The sequence below is a fragment of the Streptomyces sp. P5F9 genome, assembly GCF_057961495.1.
On the sequence record NZ_JBXVPZ010000207.1, the window covers coordinates 1 to 16,975 of the forward strand.

At 67.7% G+C, this 16,975-nt stretch carries 20 protein-coding genes, 2 pseudogenes and 1 riboswitch; of the genes and pseudogenes, 10 read left to right on the forward strand and 12 right to left on the reverse strand.

What is annotated here, in order from left to right; genetic code table 11:
- Positions 1-539, forward strand: a 539-nt coding sequence (locus tag AC31A1_RS28555) for an aminotransferase class I/II-fold pyridoxal phosphate-dependent enzyme (protein WP_489656078.1), incomplete at its 5' end; no start/stop codon positions are given.
- Between the two features lie 41 nt (positions 540-580).
- On the opposite strand, the gene AC31A1_RS28560 is transcribed toward AC31A1_RS28555, so the two are convergent.
- Positions 581-805: a DUF397 domain-containing protein gene (locus tag AC31A1_RS28560; RefSeq protein ID WP_393753735.1), complete on the reverse strand. Its 225-nt coding sequence runs from the start codon at positions 803-805 to the stop codon at positions 581-583.
- 9 nt (positions 806-814) lie between these two features.
- On the reverse strand, positions 815-1,684 hold the full coding sequence (locus AC31A1_RS28565) for a helix-turn-helix domain-containing protein (RefSeq protein WP_489656079.1): 870 nt from the start codon (positions 1,682-1,684) through the stop codon (positions 815-817).
- A gap of 212 nt (positions 1,685-1,896) precedes the next feature.
- On the opposite strand from AC31A1_RS28565, the gene AC31A1_RS28570 reads away from it, so the two are divergent.
- Positions 1,897-2,355: an ATP-binding protein gene (locus AC31A1_RS28570; RefSeq protein WP_489656080.1), complete on the forward strand. Its 459-nt coding sequence runs from the start codon at positions 1,897-1,899 to the stop codon at positions 2,353-2,355.
- A gap of 85 nt (positions 2,356-2,440) precedes the next feature.
- Here AC31A1_RS28570 and AC31A1_RS28575 read toward each other — a convergent pair whose 3' ends face one another.
- From AC31A1_RS28575 to AC31A1_RS28590, 4 genes and pseudogenes are all read right to left on the reverse strand, one after another.
- Entirely contained in the window at positions 2,441-2,914 is a 474-nt protein-coding gene (locus AC31A1_RS28575) for a C40 family peptidase (RefSeq protein ID WP_033278230.1), read from the reverse strand.
- Between the two features lie 3 nt (positions 2,915-2,917).
- A riboswitch (cyclic di-AMP (ydaO/yuaA leader) is annotated at positions 2,918-3,096 on the reverse strand.
- Between the two features lie 339 nt (positions 3,097-3,435).
- The gene (locus AC31A1_RS28580) at positions 3,436-3,744 is read right to left on the reverse strand and encodes a hypothetical protein (RefSeq protein WP_489656081.1); all 309 of its coding nucleotides are present in this window, start codon (positions 3,742-3,744) and stop codon (positions 3,436-3,438) included.
- Between the two features lie 7 nt (positions 3,745-3,751).
- Entirely contained in the window at positions 3,752-4,387 is a 636-nt protein-coding gene (locus tag AC31A1_RS28585; protein ID WP_489656082.1) for an ATP-dependent Clp protease proteolytic subunit, read from the reverse strand.
- A 314-nt stretch (positions 4,388-4,701) separates the two neighbouring features.
- A pseudogene (locus AC31A1_RS28590) lies at positions 4,702-4,851 on the reverse strand (AraC family transcriptional regulator); the annotation flags it as partial.
- A 125-nt stretch (positions 4,852-4,976) separates the two neighbouring features.
- Between AC31A1_RS28590 and AC31A1_RS28595 the strand changes: the two are divergent.
- On the forward strand, positions 4,977-5,726 hold the full coding sequence (locus AC31A1_RS28595; protein ID WP_489656083.1) for a transposase: 750 nt from the start codon (positions 4,977-4,979) through the stop codon (positions 5,724-5,726).
- 142 nt (positions 5,727-5,868) lie between these two features.
- Positions 5,869-7,082 (forward strand): annotated as a pseudogene (gene istA, locus AC31A1_RS28600) (IS21 family transposase); the annotation flags it as partial.
- 28 nt (positions 7,083-7,110) lie between these two features.
- Here istA and AC31A1_RS28605 read toward each other — a convergent pair.
- Complete coding sequence (locus AC31A1_RS28605; protein WP_489656084.1) at positions 7,111-7,653, reverse strand: NADPH-dependent F420 reductase; 543 nt, start codon at positions 7,651-7,653, stop codon at positions 7,111-7,113.
- 62 nt (positions 7,654-7,715) lie between these two features.
- The gene (locus tag AC31A1_RS28610; RefSeq protein WP_489656085.1) at positions 7,716-8,648 is read right to left on the reverse strand and encodes an NAD-dependent epimerase/dehydratase family protein; all 933 of its coding nucleotides are present in this window, start codon (positions 8,646-8,648) and stop codon (positions 7,716-7,718) included.
- A gap of 135 nt (positions 8,649-8,783) precedes the next feature.
- On the opposite strand from AC31A1_RS28610, the gene AC31A1_RS28615 reads away from it, so the two are divergent.
- Positions 8,784-9,725: a LysR family transcriptional regulator gene (locus AC31A1_RS28615; protein WP_489656086.1), complete on the forward strand. Its 942-nt coding sequence runs from the start codon at positions 8,784-8,786 to the stop codon at positions 9,723-9,725.
- Positions 9,726-9,829: 104 nt separating this feature from the next.
- On the opposite strand, the gene AC31A1_RS28620 is transcribed toward AC31A1_RS28615, so the two are convergent.
- Positions 9,830-10,216 (reverse strand): MerR family transcriptional regulator, encoded by a 387-nt coding sequence (locus AC31A1_RS28620; protein WP_489656087.1) that lies wholly within the window; start codon positions 10,214-10,216, stop codon positions 9,830-9,832.
- 62 nt (positions 10,217-10,278) lie between these two features.
- Here AC31A1_RS28620 and AC31A1_RS28625 point away from each other — a divergent pair, with 62 nt between their 5' ends.
- The 4 genes from AC31A1_RS28625 (at position 10,279) to AC31A1_RS28640 (ending at position 12,603) form a co-directional block, all read left to right on the forward strand.
- Positions 10,279-10,986: an SDR family oxidoreductase gene (locus AC31A1_RS28625; RefSeq protein ID WP_489656088.1), complete on the forward strand. Its 708-nt coding sequence runs from the start codon at positions 10,279-10,281 to the stop codon at positions 10,984-10,986.
- Between the two features lie 289 nt (positions 10,987-11,275).
- The gene (locus AC31A1_RS28630) at positions 11,276-11,728 is read left to right on the forward strand and encodes a hypothetical protein (protein WP_489656094.1); all 453 of its coding nucleotides are present in this window, start codon (positions 11,276-11,278) and stop codon (positions 11,726-11,728) included.
- 60 nt (positions 11,729-11,788) lie between these two features.
- The gene (locus tag AC31A1_RS28635; protein ID WP_489656089.1) at positions 11,789-12,049 is read left to right on the forward strand and encodes a hypothetical protein; all 261 of its coding nucleotides are present in this window, start codon (positions 11,789-11,791) and stop codon (positions 12,047-12,049) included.
- Positions 12,046-12,603, forward strand: a complete 558-nt coding sequence (locus tag AC31A1_RS28640; RefSeq protein ID WP_489656090.1) for a transposase family protein — start codon at positions 12,046-12,048, stop codon at positions 12,601-12,603. Before AC31A1_RS28635 ends, AC31A1_RS28640 begins: the two co-directional genes overlap by 4 nt.
- Before the next feature lie 196 nt (positions 12,604-12,799).
- On the opposite strand, the gene AC31A1_RS28645 is transcribed toward AC31A1_RS28640, so the two are convergent.
- Both AC31A1_RS28645 and AC31A1_RS28650 read right to left on the reverse strand, forming a co-directional pair.
- Positions 12,800-13,207 carry a VOC family protein gene (locus AC31A1_RS28645; RefSeq protein WP_489656091.1) on the reverse strand — a complete coding sequence of 136 codons (408 nt, stop codon included), beginning with the start codon at positions 13,205-13,207 and terminating at the stop codon, positions 12,800-12,802.
- Between the two features lie 67 nt (positions 13,208-13,274).
- Complete coding sequence (locus AC31A1_RS28650; protein ID WP_489656092.1) at positions 13,275-13,712, reverse strand: helix-turn-helix domain-containing protein; 438 nt, start codon at positions 13,710-13,712, stop codon at positions 13,275-13,277.
- Between the two features lie 1,236 nt (positions 13,713-14,948).
- Between AC31A1_RS28650 and ltrA the strand changes: the two genes are divergently transcribed.
- Positions 14,949-16,151: a group II intron reverse transcriptase/maturase gene (gene ltrA, locus AC31A1_RS28655; protein ID WP_489656095.1), complete on the forward strand. Its 1,203-nt coding sequence runs from the start codon at positions 14,949-14,951 to the stop codon at positions 16,149-16,151.
- Between the two features lie 108 nt (positions 16,152-16,259).
- Here the strand turns inward: ltrA and AC31A1_RS28660 are convergent, their stop codons facing one another.
- Positions 16,260-16,820, reverse strand: coding sequence for a hypothetical protein (locus AC31A1_RS28660; protein WP_489656093.1), 561 nt, complete (start codon positions 16,818-16,820; stop codon positions 16,260-16,262).
- Positions 16,821-16,975: the final 155 nt, after the last annotated feature.

Consider the following 16,975-nt stretch of genomic DNA (forward strand, 5'->3'; position numbering starts at 1 on the left):
GGCTCGGGGTGCTGGGCGAGGGCGGACGCGGGGCGCCGTACGCGGCGGGGCTCGCGGGGGCCGAGGACGTGGTCGTGACCGTGACCCTGTCCAAGTCGCTCGGCAGTCAGGGCGGTGCCGTGCTCGGGCCCGCGCGCGTGATCGACCATCTGGTCAACGCGGCGCGGACGTTCATCTTCGACACAGGGCTGGCGCCTGCGGCAGCTGGTGCGGCGCTGGCCGCGCTCACCCTGCTGCGGCGCGAGCCCGAGCGGGCTGCCCGGGCCCGCGCCGTGGCGGGTGACCTGCACGCACGGCTGACCGCCGCGGGTCTGGAAGCGGTACGTCCGGACGCCGCCGTGGTCTCGGTGCGTGCGCCGTCCCCGGAGGCGGCCGTGCGGTGGGCGGCCGACTGCCGTACGGCAGGGCTGGCCGTGGGCTGCTTCCGTCCTCCTTCCGTGCCCGACGGCATCTCACGGCTCAGGCTGACAGCCCGAGCGGACCTCTCCGGGGCCGAGATCGAACGCGCTGTACGTGTGATCGGCGAGACGCGACCATGAGTCGGCGTGACACGGCCGTGCGTCGCTGACAGGCGGAACGGTCAGTGGAACGTGGCGAGGAAGCCCGTCCAGCTCGCGGGGGAGAAGAGCAGGGCGGGTCCTTGCGGGTCCTTCGAGTCGCGTACGGCGAGCAGCCCCGCGCGGGGGCCTGAGCGCGGACGTGCCGCCTCGACGCAGTTGTTCGCTCCCGTGCTGTAGCTGCTGCGCAGCCACCGCACACCGGACAGTTCAGAACTGGAAGGTACGTTCCGAGGCAGTGCAGACATGGTGCCTCCTTACGCGCCGTCACCTATCCCGGCGATGTAATCCGACGAATCCTCGGGCGAAAGGGCGTGGAACTGAAGGGTGTTGAAGGCCTCGCTGTAGGCCTCTAGGTCTTCTTTCCGTTCGAGGTAGAGGCTACTCGTCAAGTGGTCTAGAACAACCACGTCCAGATCAGAAGTGCTCGGAAAGGAGAAGATAACGAAAGGCCCGGTGATGCCGATGTGTGCTCCTGCGGCGAACGGCAGTACCTGAAGCCTCACTTGGGGCAGTCTGGCCGCCTCCACGAGCCGGTCCAGCTGACGTGCCATCACCCCTGGCCCGCCGACCTCGCGCCGCAGCACCGCCTCGTCGAGGACCACGCTCAGGGCCAGCGGCGGATCCGCGCGCAGCACGTCCTGCCGGGCCAGCCGCACCTGCACCAGCGCGTCGAGCCGCTCGGGGCCGTCGTTGTCGAGGCCTCCCACGGCGGCCCGGGTCACCGCGCGGGCGTACTCGGGCGTCTGCAGCAGTCCGGGGACCACCGAGGTCTCCAGGGTGCGGAGGGTGCTGGCCTGTGACTCCAGACTGATGAAGTCCCGGTAGGCGGGCGGCAGTACACCGCGATAGGCGTGCCACCAGTGGTGCCGGCCACCTCCGTCGTCGGAGCCGGCCAACACGAGCAGCATGTCCCGAAGTTGTGGGTCGCCGGCCTGGTAGGCGTCCAGGAGTAACCGGACGTCGGGCGCTTTCACGCCACTCGCGCCCGTCTCGATGCGGCTCACCTTCGACTGGTGCCAGCCGACCAGCCGGGCCGCCTCACCGCTGGTGAGCCCCGCCTCCGCACGCAATGCGCGCAGTTCCGCGCCCAGTTTCCGGCGGCGCACCGCGGGACCGTACTGCATGGGTTTCTCCTTACTCCTTCCGAGCCGCCCAAATACGGTCTGGGGTCGCAGAGTTCACCGCTTCGAGCGACAGATATATGCATATCTTGGTGGATCGGCACCGTTGGCGACGCGGTAATGGCAGTCTGGCGAAGAAGCACCAGTCCGGGACCGTACTCGAACCATCCGCTCCGTGTCGGACACCGGTCCCGCGGGAAAGGGACGACCGCGCCATGGCAGACCATCTGGAAGCATCCGTCACTCTGCCGAGCGATCCCGCCTCGGTCTCCGCCGCCCGCACCTACGTCGTCGGGACCCTGGTGGAATGGGGACTTCCGGCGGACACGGAGGTCGCCGACACCATCCGCCTCATCGTCTCCGAACTCGCCACCAACGCCGTACAGCACACCTTCGGGCAGTCACCCACCTTCACGGTGGACATCGAGCTGGAGCGTGACGAACGGCTCCACATCGGGGTCACCGACAGCCATCCCCGGTTCCCGAAACGCCTGCCGGCCGCCGTCCAGCAGGACAACGGCCGGGGCATGGTGATCATCCGCTGGCTGACCGCGGAGTGCGGCGGCAAACTCAAGGTCCGGCCCACCCTGGAGGGCGGCAAGACGGTCTCCATCGAGGTGCCCTGGACGGTACCGGCCCGGCCGGTGACCGCCGCGGGCCAGCAGGAGCCGTAGAGAACCATGCCGAACGCCTCTGGACACCCGAGGGGGTGGCGGTCCGTCAGGAGACCGCCACCCCCTCGGGAGTTTTCAGCGCAGGTCAGCTGACCCGGCCGTACCAGACGCTCTTGGTCCAGATCTTCTGCAGCCTCACCACGTCCCCGGTCTTCGGGGCGTGCCAGATCTTTCCCTTGCCGGCGTAGATGCCGACGTGGTAGACGCTGGAGCCCGAGTGGAAGAAGACGAGGTCCCCGGCCTTGCGGCTCTTGGCCGAGATGTGGTGGGTCTTGTTGTACTGCTGGGCCGCCGTACGGGGCAGTTTCTTGCCCGCCTTCTTGTACGAGTACAGCGTGAGCCCGGAGCAGTCGAAGCGGCCCGGTCCGGTGGCCCCGTACCTGTACGGGGCGCCCTTCTTGGACGCCGCGACCTGGAGTGCCTTCGTCGCGGGTGTCGCGGCCGCGGCGTCGGATGCGACGCCCGGTATCACGACGGAGCCGCCAACAGCGGCGATGGCGAAGGCCGAGGCCGTACCGGCCCTGACCATCAGCGACGGGACACGATTGAGCGCAGTCATGCGCAACCCTTCGTCAGCCGCCTGTGAAGGATGACCTGTCGGATTCGGGCTGACAAAGTTGCCCGGCCGCTGACGCGGCTTCACCCCAAGGGCTGCTCGACCCGGTCATGGCGTGACCGTCCCGGCGACCCGTCGTGCTGGGTCCTCCACTCCTGCCGATGCAATCCTGTCGACCTGTCATCCGGGCGGCGGCAGGACTCGGCGTCCGCCCGGATCGCCCCGCCGCTGCGGCGGGGTCTTGTCGTCAGACAGGGATCTTCACCTATGAATGTCCGAAAAGCCCAACGGAACCGGGGATTTGTGGGGTTACTCACCACTCACCCGTTCGGGTGGACACCCCCGTGTTCGAAGGGGCGTCGAGGGGCGCCAGGCCCCCGGACCAGCACCGGAACACTTCAGGCGGCCCCCGGGCTACGCGTGTTGCGCAACCCGGACGGCCGCATGGACGGAGAAGCGACTACGCCGATCGGGGGTACACCGTTCGGCCGGTTTGGACGCCGCCCGAGGCGGCTGTGTCTCCGTCAACTGTCGGAGGGCGCGGGCAGGGTGACGCGCGCCGTACGGCGCTCCCCGTCCAGCACGCGCAGCGCCCGCGCGAGGGTGGGAGCGTGCAGTTCGGTCTCGCCCCGCCGGTGCATCAGCGCCAGCGCGTCCCGCAGCTCGGCGGCCCTGGCCACAAGTGCCTGAGCGGCCCTCAGACCACGGTACGTGTCACTGTTGTGCGCCGGGTTGATACGGCCGAGCAGGTCGGCCACATCCAGGTAACGGTCGATCAACTCGCCCTCGGCGCGCGTCAGTGCGGGCAGCGGCGGCAGTTCCGGCGGCAGCATCGTCGGCTCACTCCCCGTCCGGCTCGGTGAGCGAGGTCTTGCGGGTGGTCACGATCCGGTCCACCAAGCCGTATTCCAGGGCCTGTTGGGCGTTCATGATCCGGTCCCGCTCGATGTCCGTGCTCACCTGCTCCACCGTCCGGCCCGTGTGCAGGGCGAGCAGTTCCTCCAGTTGGACCCGCGTACGCGCCAACTCCTCGGCCTGGATGGCGAGATCACTCGCCTGACCCTGGATCGGCTCGGGGAACGAGGGCTGGTGGATCAGCACCCGCGCACCCGGCAGCGCCGACCGCTTGCCCGGCGTGCCCGCCGCCAGCAGCACCGCCGCGGAGGTGCCGGCCTGGCCGAGGCAGATCGTCTCCACGTCACACGTGACGAACCGCAAGGTGTCGTAGATCGCCGACATAGCGGTGAACGATCCGCCGGGCGAGTTGATGTACAGCGAGATGTCCCGGTCCGGCGCCTGGTATTCGAGGTGCATGAACTGGGCCATCACGTCGTTCGCCGAGATGTCGTCGATCGGCGTCCCGAGAAAGACGATCCGCTCCTCCAGCAGCTTCGAGTACGGGTCGAGGGTCCGGTGGCCCGCGCTGGTGCGCTCGGTGAACTCGGGCAGGACGTGGCGGGCGGACGGTCGGGTCATGGGTACCCCTCCTTCGGCGTCTGTAAGAAATGTACAGGACGTACGTGACGTTATGATGGGAGCGGATTCTAGTGATCAAGTAAAATGCCCAGCTCGGAGTGTCTTTTTTTGCTCCCTGTGGGGCTCGTGTCTCACATTCCTGTCACCGTTTTGACGGCTCTCTGGCGGGAGCGTTGTCGCCGTTGCATTCGGCAACTGGCCTGTGGTCCTCCCATGGCCACCCTGATCTGCGAGCCTGTCGCGACTCGCCGCGGTAGGAGCGTCCGTCAATGGGTGTGGGCGGCCCGGCTGGACTGCCTGAGCCTTGACAGGCCCGCAGGTACGACGACCGTGCCTGCTCGGGATATCGCCTCCAGCCCATGGGGCGCGACGAGTTGCAGACCTCCGGTGGTCCGCATCAGGCCCTCCTCGTCGGCTGTCACCAGCAGGCGGTAGCGCGGGATCCCCGCGTCCTGGCGGTCGATTCCGAATACTGAGGGTTTTCAGAGTGGCCCCCGGACGGGTGACGGCGGGACCGTAAGCAACGGACAGGGTCCCCGTGCCGTTGAGAGAGGTGTCTAGGTCTCAACTCTCCAGCTCAGGAACCCTGTTGGTCCCGTATCCTGCCGCACTCGACCTGCCGCACGCACTCGTGGAGTGGGTGAGGATGCTGATCGTCACCCGTGAGGGTGACCGGCGCTGCAAGCTCCGGCCGTCCGGGCGTGCGGTGATCGCTCTGGCATACCTGCGCCGGCACGACCCCCTGGCTCAGCTCGCCGCAGGTTTCCGTATCTCCGTCGGCACCGCCCACGCGTACGTCACCACCGTCGTCGAGCACCTGGCCGACATGGCGCCGGGCCTGCTGAAGGTCCTGCGTGAGGCGGGCCCCGACTACGTTCTCGTGGACGGCACGCTCGCCGAGTGCGACCGGGTCGGCGACGGGCGCGCAGACTATTCGACGAAGCACCAGCGGCACGGTGTGAACGTGCAGGTCATCACGGACCCGGCCGGTCGCACGCTGTGGCTCTCACCCGCCCTGCCCGGCCGCACACACGATCTGACCGCCGCCCGCACCCACAAGATCATCAGGATCTGCGAGCGCCAAGGCGTCCCCGTCCTCGCCGACATGGCCTACATCGGCGCGGGTGAGTGGGTCACCACCCCCAAACGCCGACCGCCCCAAGGTGAACTCACCACGACCGAGCGGACGGTCAACCGGGCGCTGTCCGCCGCTCGCGTACCCGTCGAACGAGGAATCGCCCGCCTCAAATCCTGGCGAATCTTCCGCAGAGCCCGATGCAGCCCGAACCGCATGACGTCAATCGCCAAGGCCGTCCTCACCCTGGAGCGGCACCGCTGAAAACCCTCACTGACTGACGGCGGCCTGTGGATACTCCCCGTAGCCGGTCTTTTATCTAGCACTTTATGGCCGCGAGCTTCCTCACTGGCGGCCGGATACCTCCCCGGACCTGGACGGACACCGGCCAGCGAAGTTGGCCGGTGTGAAGAACAGCAGGGAGATCATGGAAATCCTGGAGGCGTACGACCTCACGGGGAGTTACCGCGCCGCGGCCGAGCTGGCCGGCGTCGACCATCACACGGTGAAGCGGTATGTCCAGTTGCGGGGGGCGGGTGAGCGTCCCGCCGAACGTCAGCACCGGGCCCGCCCGATCGACGAATTCATGGACAAGATCGAGGAGTTGGTGGCCGCGTCGAAGGGGCGGATACGCGCGGACATCGTGCACCGGCGGATCACTGCGATGGGCTTCACGGGCGGGGACCGCACCACCCGCCGAGCGGTCGCCGAGGTGAAATCTCGCATGCGGTCGGGGCACCACCGGGTCTATCGGCCCTGGATCACCGAGCCGACGCTCTGGCTGCAGTGGGACTGGGGCGAGGGGCCGCGCATCGGCAGAAGACGTACATCGTCGTGGTGCGCCTGGCTGGCCTGGTCGAGGTTCCGGGTCGTCATCCCGGTGTTCGACAAGACGCTGCCGACCATCGTGGTCTGCCTGGATGCAACGCTGCGGAGGATCGGCGGGGTCCCGACCTATGCGCTGACCGACAACGAGAAGACGTCACGACCCAGCACATCGCGAACATCGCGGTCCGCAACCCCGAGATCGTCGAGGTCGGACGGCACTACGGCATGACGATCCGCCCCTGTCTGCCCGCCGATCCCGAGACGAAGGGCGGCTCGGAGGCCACCGTCCGCATCGCGAAGGCGGACCTGGTGCCCACCAACGCGAACCTGCTGCCGCAGTACAAGACGATGGGCCAACTGGAGGCGGCCTGCCGGGAGTTCTGCGACACGGTCAACAACCGGGTCCACCGCGCCAGCCGCCGCAAGCCCGCCGAGGCCCTGCTCGAAGAGCAACAGCGGCTCCATCCGCTGCCCAAGGAGCCCTTCACCGTCGCCTTCGGCACCACGAGGCGGGTGAACTGGGAGTCCACCATCTCCGTCGAGGGCGTGCGCTATTCGGTCCCGCACCACCTGGTCGACACCTGGGTCTGGGCCCGGTTCCACGGCGACGAACTGATCGTCACCGCCGTCGGCGAGGACGGACCCACCGAGGTCGCCCGACACGACCGCTCGGCCCCGGGCCACCCGTCGGTCAAGGCCGAGCACTACCCGCCCCGCGAGAACAAGGAAGCCGACCGCACCCCGCGGGCCACCACCGCCGAGGAGGCCGCGTTCCTCGCGCTCGGCCCCGGCGTAGAAGGCAGTGCCCCGCCGGTTTCGTTCAGAGTTCGCCAGGAACGGCAAACCGGTAAAACACGCCGCCGACCGGCTGGATGCCCATGAGCAGCCAGACCGCGTTTTCGAAGTCGCGGGCCCGTGAGAGGTCTCCGACGCGCACCGGGTCGTAGCCGGCGTCGCGGATGAGCTGCTCGGTGACGTCGAGGGCGCCCTCGTCTGCGACGTACCAGTTGCTCGGCCGCACTCGCTGCTTGCGCACGTCGTCGTACAGTGCCCCGAAGTTCATGTTGAAGCTCTTGGCCACCGGGGCGTGGGTGAAGGACTGCACCTCCTCGGCGTATGACGGAAAGTCGCCATGACGTGCGGGCATGATGTTGGTCGCGTCGATCGCGATCTTCCCCTTGAGTCCTGTCACCTTGCTCAGGGCGTCCGAGATCTTTGCCCCGGGTACGGCGACCAGGACGGCGTCCGCGTCCGAGGCATCCCCGCCGTCACGGCCGAGCTCTTCGACCTCGTGGCCCGCGTCTCGCCACAGGCCGGCCAGTCCTCCGCCGATCATTCCTCTTCCGATCGTGACGATCTTCATTGCGTGTCTCCCTCAGTTGAAAGTTGAACGTTGACGTGTGCGGGTTGAACGTGGGTGACCCTTCACGCGCGGCTGACGGCCACCGGGTTTCCGACGGCGTCCAGGCCGGCGGCGTGCGAGACAACGGGCTCGTATCCGAGCTCGGCTACGGCCTTGTCCGTCCGCAGGGTGCACTGCTGTCCGAGGAACCATCGAGCGGGAACGGGGATCTCGCGGGCGGCGGTCTCGGCGTCCAGGTCGGGGATGGGGAGATCGACGCCGTAGATCTCGAACTGGGTCTGAAGGAACTCGCGCAGGATCACGCGGCGCCGGTCGGTGACGAAGTAGGCCTGACCGGGTCGGCCGCGGTGCCATCCGAGGACGAGTCCCTCGACGGCGTTCTCGACGAACGTGACGTCAGTTGTGTGCCGGCCTCCGCCGATCCAGGCGAACTGCCCCGCCTTCGCCGCCGCCACCAAGCCTTCGACGAGGAAGCTGTCGGGACCCCAGACGAACCTCGGGCGAATCGACACCGTGGCGAAGTCCTGGGCGTTCGCGTCGAGGACGATCTTCTCGGCCACGGCCTTCACCGCACAGTAGGCGGCTTCCGAGTCGGGCCGCAGCGGCGCGGTCTCGTCGACGTCCACGAGCGGGTCACCGGCGAGGAGCGCGGCTTCGCTCCCGCAGTGGACGAACCGAGGAACCCGCGCGTAGCGGGCCGCGTCGACGGCTGCCTGGGTGCCGCGAACCGTCACCAGTTCATGACGCTCACGGTCAGCGGTGATGTCCGTCTCGGCAGCGAGGTGGAACAGCACATCACTGCCCGTCACTTCGTCGCGCCACGTGGCCGGGTCGGTCAACTCGCCCCGCACGGGCTCTGCGCCCAGCGCCGACACCTTCGCGGCCGATGCTTCGCTGCGGACCAGAGCGCGAACCGAGTGCCCCTCGTCGAGGAGCCGCCGTACCAGCACCTGGCCGATGAACCCCGAACCGCCCGTGACGAATGCCTGTGCCATGAACCTCTCCTTCGCTCTGTGCGAGCCCCCTCGCCTGCCTTGGGCGAGAGGGTGTCGTGGGTTGGAGCAATCAGAGGTCCGCAGGTCTTCCCTCAAAAACATTCATGCTTCGAAGGTCTGCGATAAAATTTTCGAATGGCTTCTCTTCGGGCACTGGAGTGCCTCGTCGCGGTCGCGGACTCCGGATCGATCACACAGGCCGCACTGCTGCTGCATTCCTCGCAACCCGCTGTCTCTCATCAGCTCGCCTCGCTGGAACGCGAGACCCGGACGGTCCTGCTTCGCCGCGAGCCCCGAGGGGTCAGGCTCACTCCCGCAGGGCGGGCCGCCGTCGCGGATGCCAGACGAGCGATCGAGGCGGCCGCCTCCGCGGTGAGGTCGGCACGTGCGGCGGGTCAAGCGGCCGGCGGGGTCTTGCGCTTGGCCTGTGCGCAGAGCCTCACGGTGCCGCTGCTCGCCGCGGTCATCCGCCACTGGCATCGCCGCCACCCAGAGGTCGCGATCACCCTGCGCGAGTCCACGGCGATGGACGAGGCGCTCGGCCTCGTCGACTCTGACGAAGTCGACGTGGCCGTGCTGACCGCTCCCTCGGCCGACCGTTTCACGATCACCGCCGTCGCCGAGGAGGAGATCGTGCTGGCCGCACCCACCGGCCACGTGCTGGCCGAGCGGTCGGCTGTCCGCCTTGCGGACCTCGACGGTGCGCCGCTCGTTCACTTCACACCGGACAACGGCCTCAGCGTCTGGCTCGACCAGTCCTTCGCCCGGGCCGGAGTCCACCCGGAGACGGTGGTGAGGACATCAGTGACCACGGCGGCACCACAGCTCGCGGCAGCCGGTCTGGGAATCGCCGTATGCCCCGTGAGCGCGGTCAGCCAGGGCTTTCCGGGAGCAGTGCGCTCGTTCTCTCCGCGGTGGGTCAGGCAGCTGGTGGCGGTGACGTCCGCGGAACCGGATCCGCTCGTCGCACGGTTCATCGGCGACCTGCGCGATCACGGCATGCGCGTGCCTCGCAGTGTGCGGACCCAGCTCGCACAGGACGGCCCTCCGGCCCAGACACCACGACCGTCCTCCTGAGAATCGCCGCGCAGCAGACGCAGCCGGCGACCATGTCGAGCACGGCAGTGAAGCAACTCGAAGTAACGCAATCAGGGTCACGAGACACTAGGGGGTCCGGTCGATCATGTGGGGGCATCCACGCTTGCCGAGCATGTAACTGGAGAGATCACAGACTCGGTGGCAACAGCGATCAGCTCATCGAGTCGGTCGTATGCCCTGGTCAGGTCGTTGATCTGGGTTCGGATGCGGTCGCGTTCGTCCTTGAGTCGCTGTGCCATCTCGGGGGTCGCGACGAGGGTGTCCAGGAAGGGCAGGACCTGCAAGATGGTTTTGCTGCTCAGCCCGGCCGAGTAGAGGAGCTGGATGAACTTCACCCGCTCAACGGCGGACTCTGGATACTGCCGGTGGCCGCTGAGGCTGCGGTCGGCGATGACGAGCCCCTGCTCTTCGTAATACCGCAGCGCACGGACGCTGACCCCAGCGCCTTCGGCCACCTTTCCGATACGCATGGCACCTCCCGGGCGGAACGGACTTGATCCTCACGTTGACGTGAGGTTTTAGCCTACGTCCTATGAACATCCACGGAGCCACTGCGCTCGTCACCGGAGCCAACCGCGGCATCGGCCGTCATCTCGCTGCCCAGCTCGTCGAGCGGGGCGCGAAGGTCTACGCGACCGCCCGTCGACCCGAGTCGATCGACCTCGACGGTGTCGAGGTCCTCGCCCTGGACATCTCCGACCCCCTCGCCGTCGCGGCGGCAGCCCACACAGCGGGCGACGTCAACCTGCTCGTCAACAACGCCGGAATCGGCGGTGGCGCCCTGCTCGGTGACCTGGACGCTGTCCGAGCTGCACTGAACGTGAACCTCTGGGGCACGCTGTCCATGGCCCGCGCCTTCGCGCCAGTCCTCGCAGCGAACGGCGGGGGCGCGATGGTGAACATCGCCTCGTCGGCGTCCTGGTTCGTCTTCCCCGGCAGCAGCGCCTACGCGGTCTCGAAGGCCGCCGTCTGGAGCATGAGCAACGCCCTGCGCCAGGAACTGGCAGGGCAGGGCACGAGCGTCACCTCGGTGCACCTCGGAGCGGCGGACACCGACATGATGAAGGACTACGACGTACCCAAGATGGACCCGGCCGATGTCGCCCGCATCACCCTCGACGGTGTCGAGACCGACGCTTTCGAAGTTGTCGTCGACGAGTTCACCGCGATGGTCAAGGCGTCGCTGAGCAAGGACCCGCGCGACTTCGACAAGCAGTTCCAGCAGTTTCTGAACTCCTGACCACAGCCAGGAACCCCGGACGGAGGAGTTTCGATGGCGGGGCCGGGGGCTGCGGCTGTCGGGTCAGCCCCGTTGGCGCCTGTTGCGCAGACGTTGTCGCGGTGATGATGCGAGAATTGATCGGCCCGGAGACTCGCTGGCTTGGGCTGGTCAGCGGGGCTGGCGTGACGGTCCTTGACCATGCTCGTGCTGGCGGTAGGCGGGAGTCTGTGGTCTTGATCGCCTGACGGGGTGGTTTCCCTGATTCCTCCGCGTTCCGGGCCCGGTGCCGCCTACGTTCCGGTTCTTGGTGGAGTCCGAGATCGCGGAACGGATCGCAGCGCGGCGCGCGGAACTGGACGAACTTGAAGACCAGCTGGCCAAGCAGCTCGCGGAGGTCCGGGCCGAGCGCGACGAACTCGCCGTCGCAGAGCGGGTCTGGCAGCGGATGGCCGAACAGCTCGCCACCGAAACGGCGGCAGCCGAGCCGCCAGTGGCGCAGGTCGCAGGCCGAGCGGTGCTGCTGGTCCCGCACCGTGGGCCCGGCGTGACCGAGGACGCGCTGCCGCCGGAGTACCAGCGCATCCTCGCCATCGTCCGGCGGGCCGGGGCGCCGGTGGCGGTCAAGCAGGTCGGCGAGGAGCTGGGGCTGGAGGTGGCGGTGCGGGGCAAGCTGGAGCCGCTTCGCGGAAAGCTGCCCAAGCTCGCCGGGCGGGGCCGGCTGCGCAAGCTGCCCGACGGACGCTTCACCACGCGCCTGTAACCGTGCCCCCCGCAAGGGATGAGGCGTAACTGTGGTGCCCCCGGCGGCCGTTGAGGATGTGTGACCAAAACCAACGTGCCCGCCGAGGGCGTCTCCCTTGTCTACCAGTGCAAGCTGAACCTGTTCATGCGCACCGTGGTCTACCTCGCCGACCTGCTGCGTTCCCACCTGAAGGCGATCCGCTCCCCGTTCCGGTCACTGCCGCCGGGTCGGATCGCGGTGCTCGTGCTGGCGATGCTGCGGCACGACCAGCGCCTGCTCGACCTGGCCGGTGGCAACGGCGCCCCAGAGTCCCCCTGCGACGCTGGCGCGACGAGATGATCAACCTGCTCGCCGCGAGAGCCCCGCGCCTGGACCGGGCGCTACGCAAGATAACCCGGCGGGGCGGGGAGGTCGTGCTGATCGACGGCACCCTGATCCCCACCCAGCGCCGCACCGGGAAGGCGAACGGGCGCAACTACTCCGGCAAGCACCACCGCCACGGCCGGCACTTCCTCGCGCTGACCGACGAGAACGGCAAGCTGATCTGGATTTCCGCGGCCCGGCCCGGACGCACCCACGACGCGACCGCCGCCCGCCGCGACAAGCTGGTCGAGCATCTGAAGTCCGCTGGCCTCGGCGCCCTGGCCAATCTCGGCTTCATCGGCGTGGACAAGCCCGACGACCCCGATGGTCTGGTCATCGTCACCGGCTACAAGGCCACCCGTGCACGCAAGCTCACCCCAGGCCAGAAGCAGGCCAACCGTGTCCTGGCCGCCGGACGTCCCCCCGTCGAACACGGCTTCGCACATCTGAAAGCCTGGCGGATACTGACCAAGCTCCGCACCAACCCCGCTCGCGCCACCGCCCACCTGCTTGCCCTGCCCGACCTCTGAATCGCTGACCGACGATCAAGAACCGGAGACGACCGCGCACGACCAGGACAAGCACCGTTCGCCGTGCCTCTCGTATGAACCCCAGGCTCTTCAGCCGGGGGACGTCGTGCCGGTTTCCTTCTGGAGCGTGGCCAGCCCCCGAAACTGTGACGGGATAGGTGGCCCGACCGGTCAGGCCGTCGCCTCCTGCAGGGTGTTACCCCTGTTGGAGGATCCGGATCGCGTTGCCGAACGGGTCCCGCAGACTCATGTCGGTGCCGTAGAAGTGGTCCGTGGGCTCCTGGGTGAAGTCTGTGACGCCGCGCGTCTTGAGGGTCTCGTACAGTCCCCGGGCGTCGTCCGTGTTGAGGACGAGGCCGCCCAGGGCGCCCTTCGTGATCAGCTCACGGAGCTGCTCGGCCGTCGCGTCATCGTGCAGCGGCGGGCCCGGCTGCTCCAGGGAGATCTCGGTACCGCCCTCGCCGGGGACGCGGACGGTCAGCCAGCGGTACGAGCCCTGCTGGACGTCGTTGCCCTTTTCGAGCCCGAGCTTGCTGACGTAGAAGTCCAGCGCCTCGTCCTTGTCGAGGACATAGATGGTGGCGACGTTCAGCTTCGTGATCATCTGGCGGATCTCCCGTGCGAGCGGTGATTGGAACGACTTCAGCCTAAGGAACCGCTTCGGCCGTGGCTTATCCAAAACTGCTCGGTTGTGTCGCCACCTGCGTCGCAGGCGCCACCGCTCGCGGTCGGGTGTATGCCATCTGGACGCAGTTGGGCACAACGATCGGCCCGTTGCCCCTGCGGTAGCCCGAGGGCGTCTCCCCGACGATCTTCCGGAACGTCCGGCTGAAGGTTCCGACGCTGGTGAAGCCGACTGCGAAGCAGACCTCGGTGACGCTGCGGTCGTTCTCCCGCAGCAAAAACATCGAGCGCTCGACCCTCCGCCGCTGCAGGTAGCGGTGCGGCGTCTCGCCGAACACGGTGCGGAAGCAGCGGCTGAAGTGAGCTGGCGAGATGTGGGCCACCGCCGCGACGGCACGAACGTCGAGCGGCTCAGCGTAGGCGCGGTCCATCGCATCGCGGGCGCGGAGCAGGCGCCGGTTCAGATCCTCGACCTCTCGACTCACCCAGCAATGCTATGGACATCCCGGCGAAGGTGCGGCGCCCGAGAGCGGCGGTGGTGCGGCCGGCACTGTCCCGCGATCCGTCCCGCGCTCTTGGACTCCTCCACCATGAACTGGATGGTAGGTGGCGCCAGGCCACGCGCCGCGGGGAACCGACGAAGCCGTCCCGGCCGCCCTGTCAGACGATCGAGACCGCAGACACCCGCCCACGACCAGCACAAGCACCCCGACTGACCGTCACGCCAGCCCCACTGACCAGCACTTTCGAAGATGGCGACACTTCAATGGGTCAGATCCTAGAACGAGTGCAGTTCAGCGAAGTGGTGTTTCGCCGCTGCCGAAACCGATGTCCCCGGACGACCCCCAGGCCGAAAAACACCCGACCCACCCCACGCCACGACGTCCACACACCCCACAAAACACCGGCGGCGAAACAACGAACGAAGACGTCAACCACCCCACGACCACACCGCACAGGTTAAAGATCAAGTGTACGTCCAGCAGCTCGGGCATCGTCCCAGCTCAGAGGAGGTGGAGAAGGTGTAACCGGGCGCCAAGCTCAGGACAGCCAGCCGGTGTGAGTCCGGTTCGGGGAGACGCCAGGGTCCCCCGGTAGCTGACTCCCGGCGTCGCTCGAAATGGTGGCGTCGAAGTGGAGTGACAAGCGCCCCTCGGGGGCGTGCAACCGACCAGTCCGCAACATGAAGTGAAGCCTGCAGCGTCGTCATTTAACCCCCGCTCCGCTGGGGCGGGCCAAGGAGGAGCCGAGCCTGTGCTTGTTTGGCGAAGGCCACGGAAGACGATCTCGGACCTGGAGCGGTCGTCGAAGAACCTCCCGGCGTAAGGGGCGTGGAATGGTCGGAAGGTTGTTCTGGGAACTGGAGAGAGCCTCCTCGGCCCCGGGTTTGCGGCCCGGGAAGCGTGGCCTTCCTATAACCGGCAGAACCGGGAAATGGCGGGTTGCCGAGAGGCAGTCGGAGGGGGTCGTAGTAGTGCGGATCGGCGGGACAACACAACTCGCTGGGAGCGAAGGACCCCTGCTTCATCGATGCGATTCGCAAACAGGAAGGGACCCGGATGAGTGCCGTTTCGGTTAGTTCCATCCGCCGGGAGGAAAACGCCGCAGGACCGGGCCGTCGTCCTCTGGACAAGGTCCGAACACTGCAACGGACGCTTTACCGCTGTGCCAAGCAGGAACCTGAACGCCGGTTTCACGCTCTGTATGGCCATGTCCACCGCATGGACGTTCTTCGGCGGGCGTGGGCCAGTGTGTGCACAAACCGGGGTGCACCCGGCGTGGACGGATTGACCGTTGACGCGGTGGAAGCCTCGGGGGTGGATGCATTCCTCCAGGACCTTTCGCAGGAACTGCGGATGTATACGTATCGTCCGTCAGCGTTGCGACGGGTCCAGATTCCCAAACCGGGGCGGCCGGGGGAGTTCCGGCCGCTTTCGATCCCCACGGTGGCGGACCGGGTGGTGATGACGGCGGCGAAGCTGGTCCTGGAACCGGTATTCGAAGCCCAGTTCACCGAGGCGAGCTACGGATTTCGGCCGAAGCGGTCCGCGATCGACGCGTGCGAAGCCGTACGCGTCGCTGCGAACCAGCGGCGGGAGTGGGTGTTCGAGGCCGACATCCGGGACTGCTTCGGCACGATCGACCATGAGGCGCTGATGGCCCAAGTGGCACGGCGTGTGGTGGACCGGCCGATGCTGAAGCTGGTCCGGGCCTGGCTGCGGATGGGAGTTCTGGAGGGCGGGGTGACCTCGCCTACCGGGGCGGGAACCCCGCAGGGCTCACCGATTTCCCCGTTGCTGGCGAATATCGCTCTGCACGTTCTCGACGAGGCGTGGCAGAGCGAAGGGCGCCGGCTGGGGATGCTGGTGAGGTACTGCGATGATTTCGTAGTCCTGTCGCCGACGGAGCAACGGGCCGGACAGGCCCGTGAATTGGCGGCACGAATGCTGGAACAGCTCGGGATGCGGTTGCACCCCGAGAAGACCGGCATCGTCTGCCTCACCCGAGGTGGGCAGGGCTTCGACTTTCTCGGCTTCCACCACCGGAAGATGGAATCGTGGAAGTGGCGGGGCAGGTACTACTTGCAACGCTGGCCCTCGGCCAGAGCGATGCGAGTACTGCGGGACAAAGTCCGTACGGCGACCGCTCGTTCGAAGACTGAGCGGCCGGTATCCGCCGTGGTCGCCGATCTCAACCCGGTCCTGCGGGGCTGGGCGGCGTACTTCCGAAACGGGAACTCCGGACGGAAGTTCAACGTGGTCGACGGCTACGTCCACGAACGGCTGGCGATCTTCGCCAGCGCGAAACACAGACGTGCGGGCAGGAACTGGACCACCCGATTTACTTATGGGTGGATCACCCGGCTCGGTGTCTACCGTCTTACCGGAAACGTGCACAGGGCAACGGTGCATGCCAGCCGGTGAACGATGTCGGAAAGCCGTGTGCGGGAGAACTGCATGCACGGTTTGAAGCGGCGGGGACTGGAAACGGAGCGTCAGCCACCGCGCCAGTCCCCGACCCTACTAAGAGCGTCAGCGGAACCGGCGAGAGACCGGCGGATTCGGTGCCACGGGCGTGGGCGGGGAAGCGGGCAGGGCCGCGCGGTTGCCGGAGGCGGATCGGGCGAGGGCGACCTGGGCGCGGTCGGTCTGTGAGGGCTGGTCGGGATCCGTCCGGTTGGCCAGGTAGTCGGCTGCCCGAACGAGTGCCGGGCCTTGGACGGACAACTCGTCCGCGTAGTGCCAGCCTTCGGAGTTGCGGATCTCCTTGGCCCGGCTCTCGTAGAGCTGCAGTGAGCCGGGTTGTGAGCCCTCCATGAGTGCCATGACCTGGTCCCACTCGTGCAGGATCTGGCCTGCTCGTTCGAGGGTGGTGTCGATTCCGCGCAGCCGCCGGAGGCCGTCGCTGATCGGCCCCTCGACGTAGTCTGCACCGCAGGCAGCGGCGCGGACACCGGTCAGTACCTCGGGGCCGTGGGCGAGGAAGACCTCGACGTGTTTCCACGCTTCTGCGTCGCGTGTCACCTTGCCGTCGGCGTAGCCCTGCTCGTCGATGGGCCAGCCGTCGTGGTCGCAGAAGGAGTCCGCAGGCATCGGAGGCATGCCTGATGCCAACAGCTGCGGAGGCCAGTGCAGGGATGTGCTGGCGCCACGCCAGGGGGTCACTCCAGCACCACGCACCCCCCACCAAGCCCTGGGATCGCCGCCCGCCCGACCCCACGACCGGCCGTCATCCACAAGGTTAGGGC

Coding starts and splice junctions, on each gene's coding strand:
- AC31A1_RS28560 (WP_393753735.1), bottom strand. CDS start 805: ATGTCTGCACTGCCTCGGAACGTACCTTCCAGTTCTGAACTGTCCGGT.
- AC31A1_RS28565 (WP_489656079.1), bottom strand. CDS start 1,684: ATGCAGTACGGTCCCGCGGTGCGCCGCCGGAAACTGGGCGCGGAACTG.
- AC31A1_RS28570 (WP_489656080.1), top strand. CDS start 1,897: ATGGCAGACCATCTGGAAGCATCCGTCACTCTGCCGAGCGATCCCGCC.
- AC31A1_RS28575 (WP_033278230.1), bottom strand. CDS start 2,914: ATGACTGCGCTCAATCGTGTCCCGTCGCTGATGGTCAGGGCCGGTACG.
- AC31A1_RS28580 (WP_489656081.1), bottom strand. CDS start 3,744: ATGCTGCCGCCGGAACTGCCGCCGCTGCCCGCACTGACGCGCGCCGAG.
- AC31A1_RS28585 (WP_489656082.1), bottom strand. CDS start 4,387: ATGACCCGACCGTCCGCCCGCCACGTCCTGCCCGAGTTCACCGAGCGC.
- AC31A1_RS28605 (WP_489656084.1), bottom strand. CDS start 7,653: ATGAAGATCGTCACGATCGGAAGAGGAATGATCGGCGGAGGACTGGCC.
- AC31A1_RS28610 (WP_489656085.1), bottom strand. CDS start 8,648: ATGGCACAGGCATTCGTCACGGGCGGTTCGGGGTTCATCGGCCAGGTG.
- AC31A1_RS28615 (WP_489656086.1), top strand. CDS start 8,784: ATGGCTTCTCTTCGGGCACTGGAGTGCCTCGTCGCGGTCGCGGACTCC.
- AC31A1_RS28620 (WP_489656087.1), bottom strand. CDS start 10,216: ATGCGTATCGGAAAGGTGGCCGAAGGCGCTGGGGTCAGCGTCCGTGCG.
- AC31A1_RS28625 (WP_489656088.1), top strand. CDS start 10,279: ATGAACATCCACGGAGCCACTGCGCTCGTCACCGGAGCCAACCGCGGC.
- AC31A1_RS28640 (WP_489656090.1), top strand. CDS start 12,046: ATGATCAACCTGCTCGCCGCGAGAGCCCCGCGCCTGGACCGGGCGCTA.
- AC31A1_RS28645 (WP_489656091.1), bottom strand. CDS start 13,207: ATGATCACGAAGCTGAACGTCGCCACCATCTATGTCCTCGACAAGGAC.
- ltrA (WP_489656095.1), top strand. CDS start 14,949: ATGGACGTTCTTCGGCGGGCGTGGGCCAGTGTGTGCACAAACCGGGGT.
- AC31A1_RS28660 (WP_489656093.1), bottom strand. CDS start 16,820: ATGCCTGCGGACTCCTTCTGCGACCACGACGGCTGGCCCATCGACGAG.